The sequence below is a fragment of the Pseudomonas sp. RIT-PI-S genome, assembly GCF_025642975.1.
Classification (GTDB): domain Bacteria; phylum Pseudomonadota; class Gammaproteobacteria; order Pseudomonadales; family Pseudomonadaceae; genus Aquipseudomonas.
Genome location: NZ_JANZKJ010000001.1, coordinates 296,446 through 314,859, shown reverse-complemented (window position 1 = coordinate 314,859; position 18,414 = coordinate 296,446). Strand labels below are relative to the sequence as shown.

The 18,414-nt window shown below is 64.2% G+C and carries 15 protein-coding genes; 8 read left to right on the top strand and 7 right to left on the bottom strand.

The window, feature by feature from the left end:
* Positions 1-25: 25 nt before the first annotated feature.
* The 3 genes from OGL93_RS01440 to OGL93_RS01430 form a co-directional block, all read right to left on the bottom strand.
* Positions 26-922: an intradiol ring-cleavage dioxygenase gene (locus OGL93_RS01440; RefSeq protein WP_263260567.1), complete on the bottom strand. Its 897-nt coding sequence runs from the start codon at positions 920-922 to the stop codon at positions 26-28.
* Between the two features lie 63 nt (positions 923-985).
* Positions 986-2,419: a sugar porter family MFS transporter gene (locus tag OGL93_RS01435; RefSeq protein WP_263260566.1), complete on the bottom strand. Its 1,434-nt coding sequence runs from the start codon at positions 2,417-2,419 to the stop codon at positions 986-988.
* Positions 2,420-2,535: 116 nt separating this feature from the next.
* Entirely contained in the window at positions 2,536-3,450 is a 915-nt protein-coding gene (locus tag OGL93_RS01430; protein ID WP_263260564.1) for a LysR family transcriptional regulator, read from the bottom strand.
* 172 nt (positions 3,451-3,622) lie between these two features.
* On the opposite strand from OGL93_RS01430, the gene OGL93_RS01425 reads away from it, so the two are divergent.
* Both OGL93_RS01425 and OGL93_RS01420 read left to right on the top strand, forming a co-directional pair.
* A complete protein-coding gene (locus OGL93_RS01425) occupies positions 3,623-4,462 on the top strand; it encodes a dioxygenase (RefSeq protein ID WP_263260563.1) in 840 nt (279 codons plus the stop codon).
* A 93-nt stretch (positions 4,463-4,555) separates the two neighbouring features.
* Complete coding sequence (locus OGL93_RS01420; RefSeq protein WP_263260561.1) at positions 4,556-5,623, top strand: maleylacetate reductase; 1,068 nt, start codon at positions 4,556-4,558, stop codon at positions 5,621-5,623.
* An 80-nt stretch (positions 5,624-5,703) separates the two neighbouring features.
* Here the strand turns inward: OGL93_RS01420 and OGL93_RS01415 are convergent, their stop codons facing one another.
* Both OGL93_RS01415 and OGL93_RS01410 read right to left on the bottom strand, forming a co-directional pair.
* Positions 5,704-6,624 (bottom strand): DMT family transporter, encoded by a 921-nt coding sequence (locus OGL93_RS01415; protein ID WP_263260560.1) that lies wholly within the window; start codon positions 6,622-6,624, stop codon positions 5,704-5,706.
* A 249-nt stretch (positions 6,625-6,873) separates the two neighbouring features.
* The gene (locus tag OGL93_RS01410) at positions 6,874-9,570 is read right to left on the bottom strand and encodes a patatin-like phospholipase family protein (protein ID WP_263260559.1); all 2,697 of its coding nucleotides are present in this window, start codon (positions 9,568-9,570) and stop codon (positions 6,874-6,876) included.
* A 284-nt stretch (positions 9,571-9,854) separates the two neighbouring features.
* On the opposite strand from OGL93_RS01410, the gene OGL93_RS01405 reads away from it, so the two are divergent.
* Together OGL93_RS01405 and ampC are read left to right on the top strand one after the other, a co-directional pair.
* The gene (locus OGL93_RS01405; protein ID WP_263260558.1) at positions 9,855-10,508 is read left to right on the top strand and encodes a polysaccharide lyase family 7 protein; all 654 of its coding nucleotides are present in this window, start codon (positions 9,855-9,857) and stop codon (positions 10,506-10,508) included.
* Positions 10,509-10,722: 214 nt separating this feature from the next.
* Positions 10,723-11,916 (top strand): class C beta-lactamase, encoded by a 1,194-nt coding sequence (gene ampC, locus OGL93_RS01400; protein WP_263260557.1) that lies wholly within the window; start codon positions 10,723-10,725, stop codon positions 11,914-11,916.
* A 31-nt stretch (positions 11,917-11,947) separates the two neighbouring features.
* On the opposite strand, the gene OGL93_RS01395 is transcribed toward ampC, so the two are convergent.
* Entirely contained in the window at positions 11,948-12,841 is an 894-nt protein-coding gene (locus OGL93_RS01395; RefSeq protein WP_263260556.1) for a copper resistance protein B, read from the bottom strand.
* On the bottom strand, positions 12,834-14,570 hold the full coding sequence (locus tag OGL93_RS01390; protein WP_263260555.1) for a copper resistance system multicopper oxidase: 1,737 nt from the start codon (positions 14,568-14,570) through the stop codon (positions 12,834-12,836). Before OGL93_RS01390 ends, OGL93_RS01395 begins: the two co-directional genes overlap by 8 nt.
* Positions 14,571-14,779: 209 nt before the next feature.
* Between OGL93_RS01390 and OGL93_RS01385 the strand changes: the two genes are divergently transcribed.
* From OGL93_RS01385 to OGL93_RS01370, 4 genes are read left to right on the top strand one after another with little or no spacing between them, the layout of a single operon-like run.
* Positions 14,780-15,691 carry a TauD/TfdA family dioxygenase gene (locus OGL93_RS01385; protein ID WP_263260554.1) on the top strand — a complete coding sequence of 304 codons (912 nt, stop codon included), beginning with the start codon at positions 14,780-14,782 and terminating at the stop codon, positions 15,689-15,691.
* A 25-nt stretch (positions 15,692-15,716) separates the two neighbouring features.
* Positions 15,717-16,844, top strand: a complete 1,128-nt coding sequence (locus OGL93_RS01380; RefSeq protein ID WP_263260552.1) for an ABC transporter substrate-binding protein — start codon at positions 15,717-15,719, stop codon at positions 16,842-16,844.
* Positions 16,831-17,649 (top strand): ABC transporter permease, encoded by an 819-nt coding sequence (locus OGL93_RS01375; protein ID WP_263260550.1) that lies wholly within the window; start codon positions 16,831-16,833, stop codon positions 17,647-17,649. The genes OGL93_RS01380 and OGL93_RS01375 overlap by 14 nt, the downstream gene beginning before the upstream one ends.
* Positions 17,646-18,410: an ABC transporter permease gene (locus OGL93_RS01370; RefSeq protein WP_263260549.1), complete on the top strand. Its 765-nt coding sequence runs from the start codon at positions 17,646-17,648 to the stop codon at positions 18,408-18,410. Before OGL93_RS01375 ends, OGL93_RS01370 begins: the two co-directional genes overlap by 4 nt.
* The last annotated feature ends 4 nt before the right edge of the window (positions 18,411-18,414 follow it).

Sequence of the window (18,414 nt, the reverse complement as noted above, 5' to 3'; positions counted from 1 at the left end):
GGCGGAAGTCAAAGGGGTCGGAGGATCAGGCCGGGGCAAGCACGAAGTCCCAGTTCACCGCTAAAAAAGGCACTTGCAGGTCGTAGCGCTGGGCCGAGGCCGCGTCGGTCTGCGTGGTGAATTCGGCGATCAGTTCCTTCTTCACGCCAAATACCGTGTCTTCGTGCAGGTAGGGGCAGTCCGGCGTGAAGATATGGGTAATCACCTGGTCATACCCCGGCGCGGTCACGATGAAGTGCAGGTGCGCGGCGCGGTTGGGGTGGCGGCCCAGCTGCCCCAGCAGCTTGCCCACCGGGCCATCGGCGGGAATCGGGTAATGCCGCGGCTTGACCGTGCGAAACGCATAGCAGCCGTGCTCATCGGTGGTGAACAACCCACGCAGGTTGTAGTCCGGCTGTACGCCTTTTTGCTGAACGTCGTAGAAGCCATCGTCGTTGGTCTGCCAGATGTCCAGGGTAGCGCCTGCGATGGGCCGGCCGTTGGTGTCCAGCACCCGCCCGCTGACCAGGGTCGGCTCGCCCTTGCCGTCCAGGCAGATGTTCGCGCCGTTCTCGTAGCGCGGGGCGTCGGCCACATAGAAAGGGCCGAGGATGGTATTGGGCGTGGCGCCCTGGGGCCGCCGATGGTTGATCGCGTCCACCAGCATGGTCGCCCCCAGCACATCCGACAGCAGAATGTATTCCTGGCGCCAGTCGGTGCACATCTGCCCGGTCTGGGTCAGGAATTCGACCGCCTTGAACCACTCCTCATGGGTAGGTTCGATTTCCTTGATCGCCGCGTGCAGGTGCCGGGTCAGCACCGCCATCACCTCGCGCAGCCGCGGGTTTGCCGTGTCGCTGATGCGGGCGTTGACGATCTCGGCGGAGCGCTCTTCCTCGAAGAGGCCACCAATGGGCGTGTCAATTTCCGGATGCGCAGTCATGGCTGTATCTCCTCGCTTTTTATTCTTGAATGCCGGCGCTGATGCCCAGCGCCAGGGCCTGATTCAATAAGCCGGGGCTTCGTTGCCTTGCCATTTGCGCCCGCCGAGGCGCTGTTCCATGTGCTGCTCGATCTGCTCCAAGGTCAGGCCCTTGGTTTCCGGCAGCCACAATAGGCAGAAGAGGATCGAGCCGATATTGATGACGGCGAAAAGGAAGAAGGTCATGCCGCCCAGTTCGCTCAGCAGCACCGGGAAGAGGAAGGCAACGATGGCGTTGAACACCCAGAACACGCTTACCGAGATGCCATTCATCAGGCCCCTGGCGCGCGTAGGGAACAGCTCGGACATCAGCAGCCAATAAACCGGGCCGATGCACATCTGCATGAAGAACAGGAACACCAGCACGCCGCCCAGGGCCAGGTAGCTCTGCGCCAGCGAATGCGGAAGGAAGTTGAGCACCACACCGAGAAATACCTGCGCCAGCACTACCACCATCAGGCCCATCAACAGCATGGTGCGCCGGCCGATGCGGTTGATCACCCACATGCCAATCAGTGCAGCGACCACCGACACCACGCCATTGCCGATGGTGGCCACCAGCGCCGCGTTGGTGCCCATGCCGGTTTCCTTGAGGATCATCGGCGTGTAATACACAAACGCATTGACCCCGGTGAACTGCAACACGAAACCCAGGCCGATGCCGATGCCCAGCAGCTTGAGCAGCCACGGCTCCTTGAGGATGTTGAACAGCCCGCCGTGGCGCCGCTCCACATCGCATTGGGCGATGATTTCCTTGAGCTCATGATCAACTTCGCGTGAGGAGTCGCGGATGCCAGACAGCGTGGTTTTGGCCTCTGCGACTCGCCCCTTGGCCACCAGCCAGCGTGGCGACGAGGGCACGAAGTGCATGCCGATATACAGCAAGGCGGCCGGGATCAATGCGATCGCCAGCATGTAGCGCCAAATGAATGGGCTGTCGAACAGGTGCGCCAAGCCTGCGCTGGCGATGTAGGCCAGGCATTGACCCGACACCACCATCACTTCGCTCTGGCACACCAACCGGCCGCGATGCTGCGGCGCGGCCAGCTCGGCAATCAACACAGGGACCGTAGAGGAGGCACCACCTACTGCGATCCCCAGCACGAAGCGGGTAGCGACCATGGCCCAGAGCGTAGGCGCCATTGCCGTGCCCAGGGCACCTACGGCAAACAGCAGCGCCAGGGCCTTGAGCACGGCGAGGCGCCCGTAGCGGTCGGAGAGTTGGCCTGCGAAAAGGGCGCCGACGGCGCCGCCGAAGATCAACGCACAAGCCACCAAGCCCTCGGAAACAGGTGTGAGCCCCAAGCCTCCCTGGCTGGCATCGAGGGCCATGAACGGCAGCGCGCCGGAAATGACCCCGGTGTCGTACCCGAACCCCAACGAGCCCATGGTGATGATGACCGCGATACGCCAAAGAATTTTCGACGACGCGCGGCTGGCGGTTTGGTCCTTCGGCATGAGGTCAACCTTTATTGAAGTTATGGGTACGCTCAGTGGAAGTGAGACTACTGCGATTGATTTGGAAAACAAACGCTGAAACGGCAAATGTGTTTTCCGGCTGGTGGAAAACTGCGCTAGCGCGTCCAGTGGCGTTCGTAGTCGTGCCGGGCGAAGTCGGCCAAGAGGAAGTCGATGAACACCCGCAGCTTGGCCGGCATGTAGCGCCGGCTCTGGAACGCCATGTTGATGGTCAGGCGCGGGAGGTCCCAGTCATCCAGCACCGGGATCAGCCGCCCGGCGACCAGGTCCGTGTTGATGATGTACTTGGGCTGCACCAGGATGCCTCCGCCCGCCAAGGCCGCTGCGCGCACGATCTGCCCGTCGTTGGTTTCAAGGATGGGATCTACCTTGAGCGCAATCTCTTCCTGGCCCTTGGTAAAGCGCATCACCCGCGGCTGGTTGGCATGGCTGTAGATCAGCAGGTCATGCCGGGCCAGGTCCTCGATCGTTTTAGGCGTACCCATGCGTTGCAGGTAGCCGGGCGACGCTGCGAGCACACGGCGTGTTTCAGCCAGGCGGCGGATGGTGATATTCGAATCGGGTTCGTACTCTCGTGTTCTGATCGCCAGATCGATCTCGCTGTCGATGATCTCGAAGTAGCGGTTCTCGCCTAGCACCTTGACCGTGATGTGCGGGTACTGTTTGCGAAACGCGGGGATCAACGGCGCGATATGCAGCATGCAAAACGAAATAGACGATGTGATGGTGAGCGTGCCCACCGGCTGCACCAAGGACTCGCTCAAAGAGGCTTCGGCTTCTTTGAGTTCACCCAAAAGGCTTTTGCAACTGGTGTAGAACTGATGCCCAGAATTGGTCAGCGCCAGGCGCCGCGTGTTGCGGTCGATAAGCCGCGTGTTCAGCCGTTGCTCCAGCGCCACCAGGTGGCGGCTTGCCGCGGCATTGGACAACCCCAGCAGTTCCGCGGCCTTGCTTAACGTCCCTACCTCTGCAGTAAGCACAAACAGTTCCAGTTCGGTAAGCCGATCCAAGGTGCACCCCCTTCCTACTTTTTCATATATGAAATAAAGAATTCCGCGAACGGCCTTTTCTTACACTTTTCGGAACTATAACGTGCGCCAACAGGGCCTGCACGGCAGCGCTGCCGACACTGCCTGGGCAAGCGCTGCGCCATAGGCCCGCAGGAGTTTCAGAGGAGCTCAGATGCGCAATTTGGACGAAACGACCATTACCCAAGCGGTGCTGGCGAACAATCGCAATACAGCGGATGCGCGCCTGTGTGAAGTCATGACCAGCCTCGTTCAACACCTGCATGGTTTTGCCCGGGACATCAGGCTGACCGAAACCGAATGGCACCGGGGTATCGAGTTCCTGAGCCAGGTCGGCAAGGCCTGTTCGCCGCAACGCCAGGAGTTCGCGTTGCTTTCGCACGTGTTGGGGGTATCTACCTTGGTGCTGGCCCAGAGCGACGATAAGCCGTCCGAGTGCACCGAGGCGGCGGCATTCCAGCCAGGCGTCACTGAACCCGCGGTGATGCACGACCTGGGCGCGGACCTCAGCCCCGGCCAGGAAGGCAGCAAGGCGTACGTGCAAGGCGCCGTGCGAGATGCCCAGGGCGCACCGATAGCGTATGCCTCTATCGAAGTGAACGTGCCCGCCGAGCAGGGCCAAGGCTCACGCCATGCGCTGCTGCAGGCTGATGATCGCGGCCAGTACCACTTTTGTGTGGCGGCGCCCCGCAGCCAGTGCGTGGCGGAGAACGGCCCGGTCAGCGAGCTGCTGGCAGCGCTCAACCGCCATGCTTGGCGCCCGGCACACCTGGAGTTCACCGTCAGTGCACCGGGTTACCAACGCGTGACCACGCAGGTGTTCCGCGAAGGCGACCCCTACCTGGACTCGGATGCCGTGTTCGGCGTGCGCTCATCGCTGGTGGCCGACTGGGTATTGCACCCGGCAGGTACTAACGTGGCAGGGGCGCCGGCGGCCGCCGCGTTTTACACCCTGGCGTTCGACTTTGTTCTGGCCAGCAGCACCGCGGCCTGAGCGCAGTGACGTTCCCGCTGCGAAGCCCCATGAATACGTCTTCGGTACAACCCAGAGCCTCTTCCTCCGCTTCAACCTCAGGAGAACAGCCCCATGGCAACGCCAGCGTTCATCTATAACGGCCAGCCGGCACGCGTCATCTTTGGCAAAGGCTCGCTGCAACACTTGGAAGCGGAAATCGACCGTCTCGGTGCCAAGCGGGCGCTGGTGTTGTGCACGCCCGAGCAACACGCCCAGGCCGAGCACATCGCCCGGTTGCTTGGAGATCGCGCTGCCGGGATTTTCCCCAAGGCCGTGATGCACGTGCCCATCGAAACGGCGCGCGAAGCGCGTGAAGTGGCGCGCCAACTGGGCGCGGACTGCGCGGTGGCCATCGGGGGCGGTTCGACCACTGGGCTTGGCAAGGCCATTGCGATGGATTCCGGGCTGCCCATCCTGGCGATCCCGACCACCTATGCCGGTTCGGAGATGACGCCGGTGTTCGGGCTTACCGAGAACGGCCTCAAGCGCACCGGCAAGGATCCGCGGGTGCTACCTAAAACGGTTATCTACGATCCGGAGCTCACCGTGAGCCTGCCGATCGAACTGTCCATCACCAGCGGCATGAATGCCATCGCCCATGCGGCCGAGGGGCTGTACGCCCAAGACGGCAACCCGGTGATGTCGCTTATGGCCGAAGAAGGCATTCGAGCGCTGGCCGAAGGAATGAAGACTATCCGGGACAACCCGGCCGACCTCGACGCCCGTGCCGACTGCCTCTATGGCGCCTGGCTGTGCGGCACCGTGCTGGGCAACGTGGGCATGGCGCTGCACCACAAGCTTTGCCACACCCTCGGCGGCAGCTTCAACCTGCCTCATGCCCAGACCCACACCATCGTGCTGCCCCATGCCATTGCCTACAACCAAGCCGCCGCCCCTGCCCTGGCCCGCATTTGCCGGGCGTTGAACGCGCCGGACAGCAGCCCTGCAGGCGCATTGTTCGACCTGTCCAGCTCACTGGGCGCGCCCACGCGGCTCAAGGACCTGGGCCTGACGGAGGCTGACCTGGACCGGGCAACGGATATCGCCCTCTCCAACCCCTACTGGAACCCGCGCCCCATCGAAGCGGCTGGCATCCGCCAGCTGCTGCAGGACGCCTACGAAGGGGTGCGCCCGCGCTGAGCCACTCAAAACGCGCTCGGCTACAGGGCCTGGCGCCACTCGGACCTCACCGAAGGTCGGCGTTTTACCGAGCGGGGTGGTTAAACCGCCCTGTGGCGCAGCCGCCCGCGCAGGTACTCATGGCCACTCACCAGTAAAATCCCGGCCATCACCAACAGCGCGCCGACAATGAACGGGGGTTCCAGCGGCTCGCCCAACAGCACCACCCCGAACACCACACCGAACAACGGCGTCATGAACGAGAGCACCCCCACCCGCGACGCCAGGTAATGGCCCAGCAGCCAGAACCACACGAGAAAACTGCCGAAGGACACCACCAGGGTCTGAAACGCGATGCTGGCCAAGGCAACGGGAGTGGGGTTCAGATGCGCCTGGCCGGTGAGCACGCTGGCGCCTAGCAACAGCACAAAGGCGCCCACCAGTTGGTAGAGCAGCACTTGGGTGGTGCCGGCGGTGGCCAGGCGGGTGCACCGCGCAGTGACCGTGGTAGCGGCCCAGGCGATGGCGGCGAGCAGGCCCAGGGCGTCGCCGAACAGCTGCTGGCTACCGCCGGCCTCGAACAGCTTGGCGGAAAACGCGGCGGCGGTGCCGGCAAAAGCGATGAGGATGCCCAGCCATTGCACCGCGGTCAGCCGCTCATGGGGCAGAAAGTAATGCAGCCCCAGCGCGGCGAAGATCGGCGCGGTGTAGAGGAACACCACCATGTGCGAGGCGGTGGTGTGTTTCAGGCCCTCCCCCACCAGCAGAAACTCCAATGCGAACAGCACGCCTACGGCCAAACCAGGGCGCCACAAGCCCTGGGCGACCTGCGGGCGCTCCCGGCGCAGGCACATCAACAGCAGCACCAGCAGCGCCGCGCCACCTGAACGCAAGGCGAGCTGGAACACCGGGGCAATGTCCGCTGCGGCGGCCTTCAGGGTGATCTGCTGAAAACCCCAGATGGCGCACAGGACAGTCATCAGGCCCACGGCACGGCCATCCACGGGTTTACCAACTTGCATAACGAACTTCCAACTGGCAGGGGGGAAGCGATTATGCCGTCGGGCATGGCGATGTACAGCCCGGCGTTGCGCCTTGCCCTACGGAGCGGGCCGAAGCTCGGGAATACCGGGGCACCAGCAACGAACCAGCGGCCTATGAGTGTGCTTTTGCAGGTGTGGCCTATTCCCACAGACCCCTGATCGACGCCAGGCGCTGTGGCCCGGGCAAAGCCCGGGAACCTTCCGGCCCCGAACAGCCGAACCCGCCGCCTACAACGGCGCTTCCAGGTACTCCCACAACGCCTTGGCCACCGAATGCTGTGCGTCGCCGCGGCTACCGAACAGCGCCTGGCCAATGTGCAGGCCAAGCTGGCGGTAACTTTCGAATTGCGCTTCATCGAAGAATTGATTAGCGGTGCTTTCGTTCGGAAAGCTCGGCGTCAGGGCCGCGTAATTAGTCACGTCCACCGGCAGGCCGCTGATCAGCCGCGGCTTGAGCAACAGCACCCGCGCCTGCAGGTGCCGGCGCTCGTTGCTGTCCACGTGCCAGGCATTGAGCAGCACTGCGCAGCGGCGGTCAGGGCCTTGCACGGGCTCGGCGAAGTCTTCCGGATGCGCGAAATACGGCGCGAGTATGGCGTGGTCGCGCACGCGGGTGTCGACCTCCAGCTCCACACCCTGGTCGATGCGTGCCAGGCGCACCAGGTTGGCCAGGTCATCGAAGCGGCAGGCGGGGTCGCAGCCGTTGTCGCATGCCACGATCAGCTCGATCTCGCGCCGCGGCCGCAACAGCTCGTACACGGCGGTGTTCTCGAAATGGCCACCGTCGGACAGGTACTGGTATTCGCGGCGCAAGCCATGAAAGTGCGCGGTCATTTCGTATAACAAGTAGGTTTGCGTCTTGAAGCTTCGCGAAAAACTCAACGACAGGCTTTTGTGCATCGGTGCGTCGCCCGGGCCAATGGTGCCCCCGCCAGCGGCCCACTCGGCGAACGCGCTCGGCCACCAGGTGCCCAGCCGCACGTTGGCCAGGCCCAGCGCCAGCGAGGTACCCAGGCTGGTGGCGCGCCCCAGGCCGGTGGTCAGTGCGGCGCCAGAGGTGCCTATCCAGTAGGACACACTCATCGGCTGGTTCAGTTCGCAGAGGCTGGGCTTGGGTGGCAGGCGCGGTCGATACACGCCATCGAGAATAAAGCTGGCGCCGCTGGCGTCCGCCGCCCCAGGGATGCCCGGAGCCACGCACAACGGCTTGCCCTTGCGATCACGCTGCACCAGCTGTTCGGAAGGGTCGACGGTGATATTGAGGGTCACGTTGATCAAGTGCAGCGGCGCGCACGTGGCCGAATACAGCTGCGCCAGTTGAATGTCGTCGTCCTTGATTGCGTCGACTACGCTCAGCATCGGGTTGCCGCGCCTGCCTGCGTAGCGAAAGCGCAACCCGTTGGACGCCCCCAGGTACGTGCGTGCCAGCCGGCTGGCATAGAAGCTCTGCAAGGATGACAGGTTGATGAACCCCATGAACTGCCCGGTGCACACCGCCAGCGCAAAGGCGCCGAGTGCCAGCGCCGCAAGGCAATACACAGCGGTCGCGGCCCCATACACCAGCGCGCTGGCCTGCACCCAATACACCAGCAGGTCCCACAGCAGGGCCACAAAGAGCAAGGTCGCAACCCCCGCCACGCCGGCGATCACGCTCAGCGGCAGCTTGCTGATCCAGCGCGGCAGGGTGTTGCCGTCGCTGAACTTCACCACCAGCCGGACCAGGGCGATCAACAGCGGGCCAAGGCTGACCATGCTCAGTTGCGACAGCTTCGCTGCCGCCAGCGCCTGGTACAGCTCGCCGGTAAGGCTGTCCAGGGCCGCCAGCAACATCAACCCCAGCAACACGATGATGTGCCCGGAGAGCCTGCGGGTAACCTGGATGCGATAGTTGCGCACGCTGTTGTCGGCGCCATCGTTGCCGGCCCGCCTCGGCAACGTCGAGGCAACCCAGATGAACGCCACCAGCGCCAGCCACAGCACCAGGGCCGCCACGCTCAGCACCACCAAGAAGCTTCTGGGCAGCGCGACCGAGAACCACCGCACGCACAGCGGCACCAGGGTGACCACGCTGGCAACCACGGCCATGGTCACGCTGCTCACGTTCACCAGCTTTGCCGGATCGCCCTGGCTGGTTCGCGCTACCCCCAACCAGTAGGCGATCAATAACGGCAAGGTACCTACCAGCAACCACAGCAAGGGCAACCACCACAGCGTGGTTTCCAGCGGCCCCGCCGCCAGCGCTGCCACGGCGCCCGGCCAGAAATGATCCGCCAGCCCCAGCTTGAGCAATGACACCAGCGCCAGCAGGCTGAGCAGGGGCATGCCGATCACGAAGTGCACCGAGAGCAGATTGCGCAAGGTGGTCGCCAGCACATAGAACACATCGCCGGCCCCGGCGGGGGCCAGGTAGCGGCCGTTTTCTCGCAGCCAGCCCAGCGGCCCTCGCCCTACCGGGCCGCGGGCGTAGTCGGCGGAAGAATGAATGCGTTCCGGGGGTTCGTACTTGAGCACCTCGTACGCCTGCTCAGCCGCCGCCTTAGGCGTCTGTGAGGGGTGCAGGCTGTCGTCGCCCTTGCCCTGCTCCCGTTGGCGCAGGCGGTCGGGGATGAACAGGCTGGTGAAGAAGGCGCCGATGTAACCGCCCCCGCTGACCGTGGACAGGTAATCGAAATGCGCCAGCAGGTTGCCAGCTGGCACGTCCACCGGGCTGCTCTCTGGCCCCCCGGCGCGGGCAGGCGGCACCGGCGCGCGGGCCATCGCCTGCAGCACGCCCAAGGAGAAGGTTGCGCTACGAATCCCGCCGCCAGACAACGCCAACGCCCAGCGCTTGCCCTCGGTGGGCAGGCCCAGCTGCTCGCGGCGCTGCTGCACCCGTTTGTGCTCGGCCGTGTATTGCGGTTCGGTAGCGGCTGTTCTGTCGCGCATAGTGATCCCTCACTTGGTATCCGGCGGCAAATGATACCCCTCATGCAGGGCATGAGCTGGCCTTTTAATGGCGCCGCGTCTCAGGCAGATCCGAAGCGAAATAGCGGGGTGGAAGTGAGGGTAGTACTGCCGCCTGGCTTTGCCAGTAACCCGAGCGGCGTAGGCATCATGGCACTGTGCCAAGCCGCCGAACGGTTCTAAAGGTATGCCCGCACCTGCGGATAGCCGGGTTACAGACCTTGGCAAGGAGCCCAGACCCTATCCTATTTTTGCGGACCACCATCATGATCGATTTGAGCACCTGGGACCTTATCCTCCCCATCGGCAGCCCCGCCCAGGAAGTTCCGGCAGCCAAGCTGACCGGCTTCTCCGACCCCTATTTCCAGAACACCGGCACCGGCCTGGTGCTGTGGGCGCCGGTAACGGGTTCCCACTCCGGCAGCAGCCACTATCCGCGCAGCGAAATGCGCGAAGTGAGCAAAAGCGGCAGCCAGCGTAACTGGACCTGGAACAGCGGGACCAACATGATCAGCGGCAAGGTCGCGGTCAACCAGGTGCCGTCCGAGGGGAAAGTCGTCGTGGCGCAGATCCACGCCAAGGACGCGGACTCTCCCTTGCTCAAACTTCAATATCGCTGGGCCAAGGGCGCTGGCAACGTGGACATCACTTGGCGCAAGAAGCCAGGGGACGATAAGTCGCCGATCATCTACACCCTCAAGAACGTTCCGCTGGGCACGCCGTTCACCTACAGCATCCAGATGAACAACACCGGTGTGGTGACCGCCATCATCAATGGCGTGGCCACCCAAGCGACCATCGACAGCAAGTGGAAGACCTACCAGTTCTTCTTCAAGGCCGGCAACTACACCCTGGACCACAGCGGCTACGCCACCGAAGGCGGCCGCGTGACTTATTACGAGTTGCAGACCAAGCACTAAAACCGCGGAAGCCTGCCGGCCAGCACTCGCTGGCCGGCCAGGCAAATAGCACCGTTCAAGCGTTTCCGCCCCGAGCCCTCTAACCCCGGGTTGGGGTTGCCCGCCTAGCCTTCTCTAGCCAGCACAGCGCGCCCAGTGGTGCAATTGTGGGATAGGCCCTGATTTCCATCATTGATACCCTTCCCGGCTCCTTAGCCAAGACAGGGAACGCTTGATGCAACGCTCTTCCCCCTCCTCACGCTTGCAGCGATGCGGCCTGATCAACCTCGTGGCCATGGCAGGCTTGATGGCCCAAGCCGCCCTTGCGGGTCAAAGCCCTCCGCAGGCACCGCTGCCATCTGCCGTGGAACCTGCCGTTCGCGCCGTCATGGCGCGCCATCACATTCCGGGCATGGTCATCGCCGTCAGCGACCACGGCAAACAGTCCTTTTTTAGCTACGGCGTGGCTTCCAAGGAAACCGGCCAGCCGGTAACGCCACGCACCCTGTTTGAAATCGGCTCGATCAGCAAAACCTTCACTGCCACCCTCGCCACCTACGCGCAGGCCCAGGGGCAGCTTTCGCTAACCGACCCGATCAGCGCTTACCTGCCTGAGCTGGCTGGCCGGCCACTCGGCCAGGTCCGCTTGTTGAACCTGGGCACGCACACCGCTGGGGGCTTCCCGCTGCAAGTGCCGGACGACATCCAGAACCAGGCCCAACTGATGGATTATTTCCGCGCCTGGGCGCCGCAATACCCCACAGGCACGCACCGCACCTATGCCAACCCAAGCATCGGTTTGCTCGGGGTCATCGCCGCGAAAAGCCTGCAGCTACCGTTCGAGCAGGCGATGCAGCAATCGGTGTTCTCGCCACTGGGGCTCACGTCCACCTACCTGGACGTTCCCGCCAGTGAAGCGGGGCGTTACGCCCAGGGGTACAACAAGGACGATGCGCCGGTACGGTTGGCACCAGGGATGCTCGCCGCGCAGGCGTACGGTGTGAAAACCACTGCCCAGGACTTGCTGCGTTTTATCGAAGCCAACCTGGGCCAATGGCCGCAGCCTGCCGGCGCGCCGCTGAGGGAGGCGGTGATGGCTACCCACAGGGGCTACTTCAAAAGCGGCCCCTTCACCCAGGACCTGATCTGGGAACACTACGATTACCCCGTGCCGCTCCAGGCCCTGCTAGAGGGCAACAGCGACCGCATGGCCTACGAAAGCGTACCCGCGGTGGAACAGGTACCTGCGCTGCCGGCACAGGACAACGCCTGGTTCAACAAGACCGGCGCTACCGGGGGTTTCGGTGCCTACGTTGCCTTTATCCCTTCGAAACAGCAGGCGGTGGTGATCCTGGCAAACAAGAACTACCCCAACGCCGAACGTGTGCGCCTGGCCTACACCATTCTTGGCGAGCCGCCGCAGAGGTGAACGCGGGGCTGGCGCTCAGCCCCCTGCGCGGTCAGTACCACAGGCGCACGCCCACGACCAAACGACCCTCCTCCACGTCGTCGCCTTCGTCGCGTGCGTAGTCGGCGGTGCGGCCGTAGCTTTTGGTCCAGTTCACGCCGATATAGGGCGCCACCTCCGGGATGATCTCGTAGCGCAGGCGCAGGCCTGCCTCGAGGGTGGACAAGCCCGCGCCTTGCTGGCGTACCGGATCGTTGCGGGTGAAGAAGTTCGCCTCCATCCGCGGCTGGAGCACCAGCGAATTGGTGATCGCCAGGTCGTATTCGCCTTCCAGCCGCAGGGACGACTGATGGTTTTCGCCCAGGTAAAGGGTGGCTTCGGTGTCCAGGTCCGCCAATGGCTCGCCCTGCACGCCAAAGGCCGCCCAGGTTTGTGGGCTTTCGGGCTTGAAGTCCTGGCGCACACCACCGAGCAGCGTCCACCAAGGGCTTACCGCGTGGCCGTACAGCGCTTGCAACTCGGCGTTCTCGGTGTGGCCATTGGTGCGTTCGCCCTGGGAACGCAACCACAACCGGTCTGTATCGCCGCCTACCCAGCCCTCGGCGTCCCACGCCAAGGCGGTCCCCTCGTCGGCTTTCTGGTACTCCAGGCGATCGAACAGCCAATAGGCACGCAGGTCGCTGTCGTGCAGTGCGTGGCCCGAAACATCAGGGAAGGCGGCGGCGCGCTCCGCCGCGGTAGGCGCCGGCAAGGGCGGGGGGCCGGCAGGCGCCGGAGCGGCCATGCTGCCGTGGCTCATGCCGTTCATGGCGCCGTGATTCATGCCCTCCATGCCCTCCATGCCCTCCATGCTGCCGTGGTCCATCCCGGGCATGGGAGCGTTTTCAGCGGCCAGGGCGTGGCCGGCGCAAAGGCCGAGTAGCAACAAAACGGCGGGCTTATTCATCGACACGTACCTCGCGGAACATGCCCGCTTCCATGTGGTAAAGCATATGGCAGTGATACGCCCAGCGGCCCAGGGCGTCGGCGCTTACCCGGTAGCTGCGGCGGGTACCGGGGGGCACGTCGATGGTGTGCTTGCGCACCAGGAAGCGCCCGTGTTCATCCTCAAGGTCACTCCACATGCCGTGCAGGTGGATGGGGTGGGCCATCATGGTGTCGTTGACCAGGGTGATGCGCACCCGCTCCCCATACTTGAGCCGGATGGGCTCGGCGTCGGCGAACTTCACGCCGTCGAACGCCCACACGTATTTGTCCATGTGCCCGGTGAGGTGCAGCTCCAATTCCCGGCTGGGCTCGCGCCCGTCGGGGTCGCTGAAGGTGCTGCGCAGGTCGGCGTAGGTCAGCACCCGGCGGCCGTTGTCGCGAAGGCCGATCCCGGGATCAGCCAGGCGGGCCGTCGGCGCCGTGACTTGCATGTCCACCAGCGGGTTGCCGCTTTCGCTGGCCGGGTGATGAGTCGCTGGCGCCTGGGGCATGTCCATGCCCTTCATGTCCATCCCCTCCATATCCATGCCCTTCATGTCCATGCCGGGCATACCGCCGTGCTCGCTGTGGCCCATGCCCAGGTCAGCCATGCTCACCGCCACCGGCGCATCCAGGGCGGGCACCGCCGCGGCCACGCCGGGGCGGGTGCCAAGGGTGGCCCGGGCATAGCCGCTGCGGTCCATGGCCTGGGCGAACACCGTGTAGGGCCCTTCCGCCTCCGGCCGCACCTCCACGTCGAGGGTTTCGGCCACGGCCAGGCGGAACTCGTCCACGCTCACCGGCTGCACGGGCTGGCCATCCGCGGCGACCACGGTCATCTTCAGGCCGGGGATGCGCACATCGAAGTAGGTCATCGCCGAGCCGTTGATGAAGCGCAAGCGCAGCGGCTCGCCAGGGGTAAACAGGCAATTGAAGTTGTCGTCCGGCGCACGCCCGTTCACCAGGTAGGTGTAGGCCTGGCCGGTGACGTCGGCGAGGTCGGTGGGGTCCATTCGCATGCGCGCCCACATCCAGCGCTCACGCAGCGTAGCGCCCAGCCCCTGAACGCCTGCGTCGTGAATGAAGGTACCGAGGGTGCGCGGGTTCTGGTTGTAGTAACCAGGCTCCTTCTTGAGCCGGGCAAAGATCCGCTCCGGGCTTTCGTCGGTCCAATCCGTAAGCATCAGCACGTGCTCGCGCATCGGCGTTGGCGCAGGTTCCCGGGGCTCGATCACCAGGGGGCCATAGACGCCGGTCTGCTCTTGGAACCCCGAATGGCTGTGGTACCAGTAGGTCCCGTGCTGGCGGACCTTGAAGCGGTATTCGTAGGTTTCGCCCGGGGCGATGCCATGGAAGCTCAAGCCCGGCACGCCGTCCATGTTGGCCGGCAGCAGGATGCCATGCCAGTGCAGCGAGGTCGGCTCGCTGAGGCGGTTATGCACCTTGAGCGTGACAGTGTCCCCTTCGCGCCAGCGCAGCAGCGGGCCAGGCAGCCCGCCGTTGATAGTCTGCGCGCTGCGCGCCTGGCCGCCGAGCATGACCTGGCGCTGGTCGATCACCAGTTCGAAGTGCTCGCCACTGAGCTCCGCCAACTCGCCAGCTGGGCCGAGCGCTGCCCAACCCGGGGTGCGCCACAAGCCGGTGCAGCCCACCGCGCCAAACGCGGCGATGCTTTTAACGAAAGTTCTTCTGTTGGGGCGGTAGGGCATCAGGCGGTCCTGTGAATGGCGATTAAGCACCAGCATGGGCGTATGGCGCTTATGAGAACGTTAAATGCCTGCAAGGTTGCGTGGCGGCAACAACGCTGTTCGGGTCTAAGGATAGATCCGTGCGGGGCCATAACGTTATGAACAATGAGCCTTGGAAGCGCCACGCATTATGCAATTAACCTGTGGTCACCCACCACAGGAGTGACGAAATGGCTATAAGCATACAACCAGTCGCCGGCAAACTTGGCGCTCAAGTTTCAGGGGTAACACTGAGCGGTGACCTGGACCCGCAAGTGTTCAATGCTATTCACAATGCATTGTTGCGCCACAAGGTGTTGTTCTTCCGCCAGCAACATTTAACCGATGTTGAACAAGAGCGCTTCTCGCGCCTGTTCGGCGACCAGGTGCCACACCCTACCGTGCGTTCCGCCGGGGAAACGTCCGCGCTGCTGAACCTCGATTCGAAAGAAGCACGGGCCAACTCCTGGCATACCGATGTCACCTTCGTTGCAGACTTTCCAAAGATTTCCATCCTGCGCGGCGTAGTTATCCCGCCTTACGGCGGCGATACCGTGTGGGCCAATACCGCTACCGCTTATGAAGACTTACCCGCGCCACTCAAACAGCTGGCCGACAACTTATGGGCCGTGCACAGCAACCTCTATGACTATGTTGCGCCGCGACATGCGACAGAAGCCGCGCTCAAACGCTACCGCGAAGAGTTCACCGCGCAGGAATATGAAACGGAACATCCACTGGTGCATGTGCATCCGGAAACCGGCGAGCGCGCATTGTTGCTGGGCCACTTCGTCAAACATTTCAAAGGCGTGAGCACTGCAGACTCCAAGCACCTGTTCCAACTGTTCCATCAACGCATCACCGACCTCAACAACACCGTGCGCTGGCGCTGGCAGGCGGGCGATGTGGCCATCTGGGACAACCGCGCCACCCAACACATCGCGGTCAACGATTACGCCGACGCCGAACGCATCGTGCGCCGCACCACCATCGCCGGCGACATCCCGCTGAGCGTGGATGGCCAGCACAGCCGCGCACTCAAGCCCAGCCCGGAGGCGCGCTCGCCGCGCACCGAAGCAGACAAGAAACACCTCGCCGCCTGACCCCCGGCACAAGGAGCACCGCACCATGGCAAACCCTACGTTTAGATCACGCCTTCGCCGCCTGGCCCCCCTGGGCCTGGCGATCACCCTGGCCGCTGGCGTGGCCCAGGCCGACGTGCTGCGCATTGGCGTGGCCAGCGCCGGCGGCGGCGATCCGGTCACCTTCGGCGGTTCCAGCCTTGGCATCGCGCGTAACCAACAGCTTGTGGAAAAAGCCTTCGAAGGTAGCGGTACCGAGGTGCAGTGGTTCTTCTTCAAAGGGGCGGGGCCGGCGGTGAACGAGGCGCTGTCCAACCAGCAGATCGACTTCGCCTATGAAGGGGACCTGCCCCAGGTGGTGGCCCGGGCCAACGGCCTGGACACCCGCCTGCTGGCCGCCATCGGCACCCGCGCCAACGTATACGTGGCCGTGCCCAAGGGTTCGGACATCCACACCCTCGCCGACCTCAAGGGTAAGAAAGTGGCGATCTTCCGCGGCACGAACGCGCACTTGGTGGCGATCAACGTGCTGGGCACCGAAGGGTTGACCGAGCGGGACCTGAAGGTCATCAACCTGGACACCGGCAGCACCCTCGCGGCGCTGGCGGCCAAGGGCGTGGACGCAGCGTTCGGCGGCTTCGAGCTGTTCAAGCTACGCGATGAAGGCCTGGTGGACGTGATCTACGACAACAGCCAGCAGGACCCTCGCTTCACTCGGCAAACGGCGCTGGTGGTGCGCGCCGCTTATGAGAAGGACAACCCCGGCAACGTACAGAAGGTCGTGGATGCATTGGTGGATGCGGCGCAGTGGACCAGCGATCCGGGCAACCAGCAGGCGGTGTTCCAGGAATGGGCCAAATCTGGCGCGCCGCTAGCGTCGTGGGAGGCGGATTACCGCGGGCAATCCTTGAAAACCCGCGCATCCCCCTTGCTCGACGGCTTCGTTCGCGACCGCTACCAGGCCGTGGCAGACCAGGCCTATCAGGAAAAACTCATCCGCCGGCAGGTGTCCACCGAAGGCTGGTTCGAGCCCCGCTACCTGGATGCCGCGCTTAAGGCCAAGGGGCTGCAAGGCTACTGGACCGCCTTTGGCCCAGACGGCAAACACGCGCAAGACACTGCCGCCACCGCTGCCGTGCCCGCGCCGAAGGAGGCCAGCCATGAGCCGGGCTAGCACGGCTGTACTAGCCCGCCCCATTGCCCCGCCCACCTGGCGCATCGGTCAGTGGCGGCTGGGCCAGCGCGTGCTGCCCTGGCTGCTGCCGCTGAGCCTGCTGGCTGTATGGCAGGTGGGTGCAGCCCAGGGTTGGGTGTCCGAACAGGTGTTGCCGGCCCCGCGTTATGTGTGGGAAACCCTGGTTGAGCTGGTGCGCAGCGGTGACCTCTGGCTCAACGCCGCTGCCAGCCTGCAACGGGTGCTGGTTGGCTTTGCGCTCGGCGCGAGCCTGGGCCTGGTGCTGGGCGCGCTGATGGGGCTGTTCCGGCCGGTGCGCGACTACCTGCTGCCGACCTTCAACGCGCTGGTACAGATCCCCGTGCTGGGTTGGCTGCCCTTCGCCCTGTTGCTGTTCGGCATTGGCGAGCCGCTCAAGTACGTGCTGATCGCCAAGGCTGCGCTGGTGCCGGTCACCCTGGCGACGGTGCAGGCGTTCGATCAGGCGCCGCGGCGCCTGTTGGAAGTGGGCGAGGCTTATGGGTTCAGCCGGCGCCAGTTGATCTGCCACGTGGTCCTGCCCTCGGCTGTCACGCCTATGTTCACCGGCTTAAGGTTGGGCTTCACCAAGGCCTGGTTGTCGCTGGTGGTAGTGGAGCTGGTGGCCTCCAGCGAAGGCCTGGGCTACTTGATCGTCTATGGGCGCCAGCTGTTCCAGCTGGATCTGGTGATGGCCGCCGTGGTGGTGGTCGGTGCCCTCGGCCTGGCAATCGATCGCGGTTTCGATCTGCTCGAGCGGCGCTTGAGCAAGGGGCGGCCGGCATGAGCCCGTCTGCCTTCTCGCGCCGCCGTGGCTGGGTGCTGCCAATCGCCGCGGTCGCCCTCTGGTGGCTAGCCTCGGCGCAGGGCTGGAGCGATTCGCGCTTGCTGGTCACGCCGCAAGCCGTGGCGGCCACCGCCTGGCATGAGATCAGCAGCGGGCACTTGGCCCGAGCGTTGGGGGCTAGCCTGGCGCGGGACCTCAGCGGCTTCTTCATCGGCACCGCTGGTGGCCTGCTGCTGGGCGCGCTGTTAGGGCTGTCCCCGCTGGCGCAACGGTTGATCGGCCCAAGCTTCAACACCTTCAAGCAGATTTCCCTGTTCGCCTGGATTCCGCTGATTTCCGTGTGGTTCGGCCTGGGAGACCTGGCCAAGGTGGTGTTTCTCTCGCTGGCCGCCCTGGTACCGGTGGCGGTGAACACCTGCGACGGCTTGCGCCGGGTGTCGCCCGCGCTGCTGGAAGTGGCCCAGGTGTATGGCTACAGCCGCTGGCAAACGCTGCTGGAAGTGCGCTTGCCAGCAGCCCTGCCGTCGATCTTCACCGGGCTATACCTGGGCCTGATCTATTCGTGGCTGGCCACGATCGGCGCGGAATACCTGCTGGTGTCGGGGGAAGGCATCGGTAATGCGCTGATCGAAGGCAGCGAACACTTTCGAATGGACCTGGTGCTGTTCGGCATGCTGGTGATCGGCATTGTCGGCTGGTCCCTCAACGCCTTGGCGCGGTTGGGCGAGCGTCGCCTGAGCCGGCGCTTCGGTTATCAATGAATCA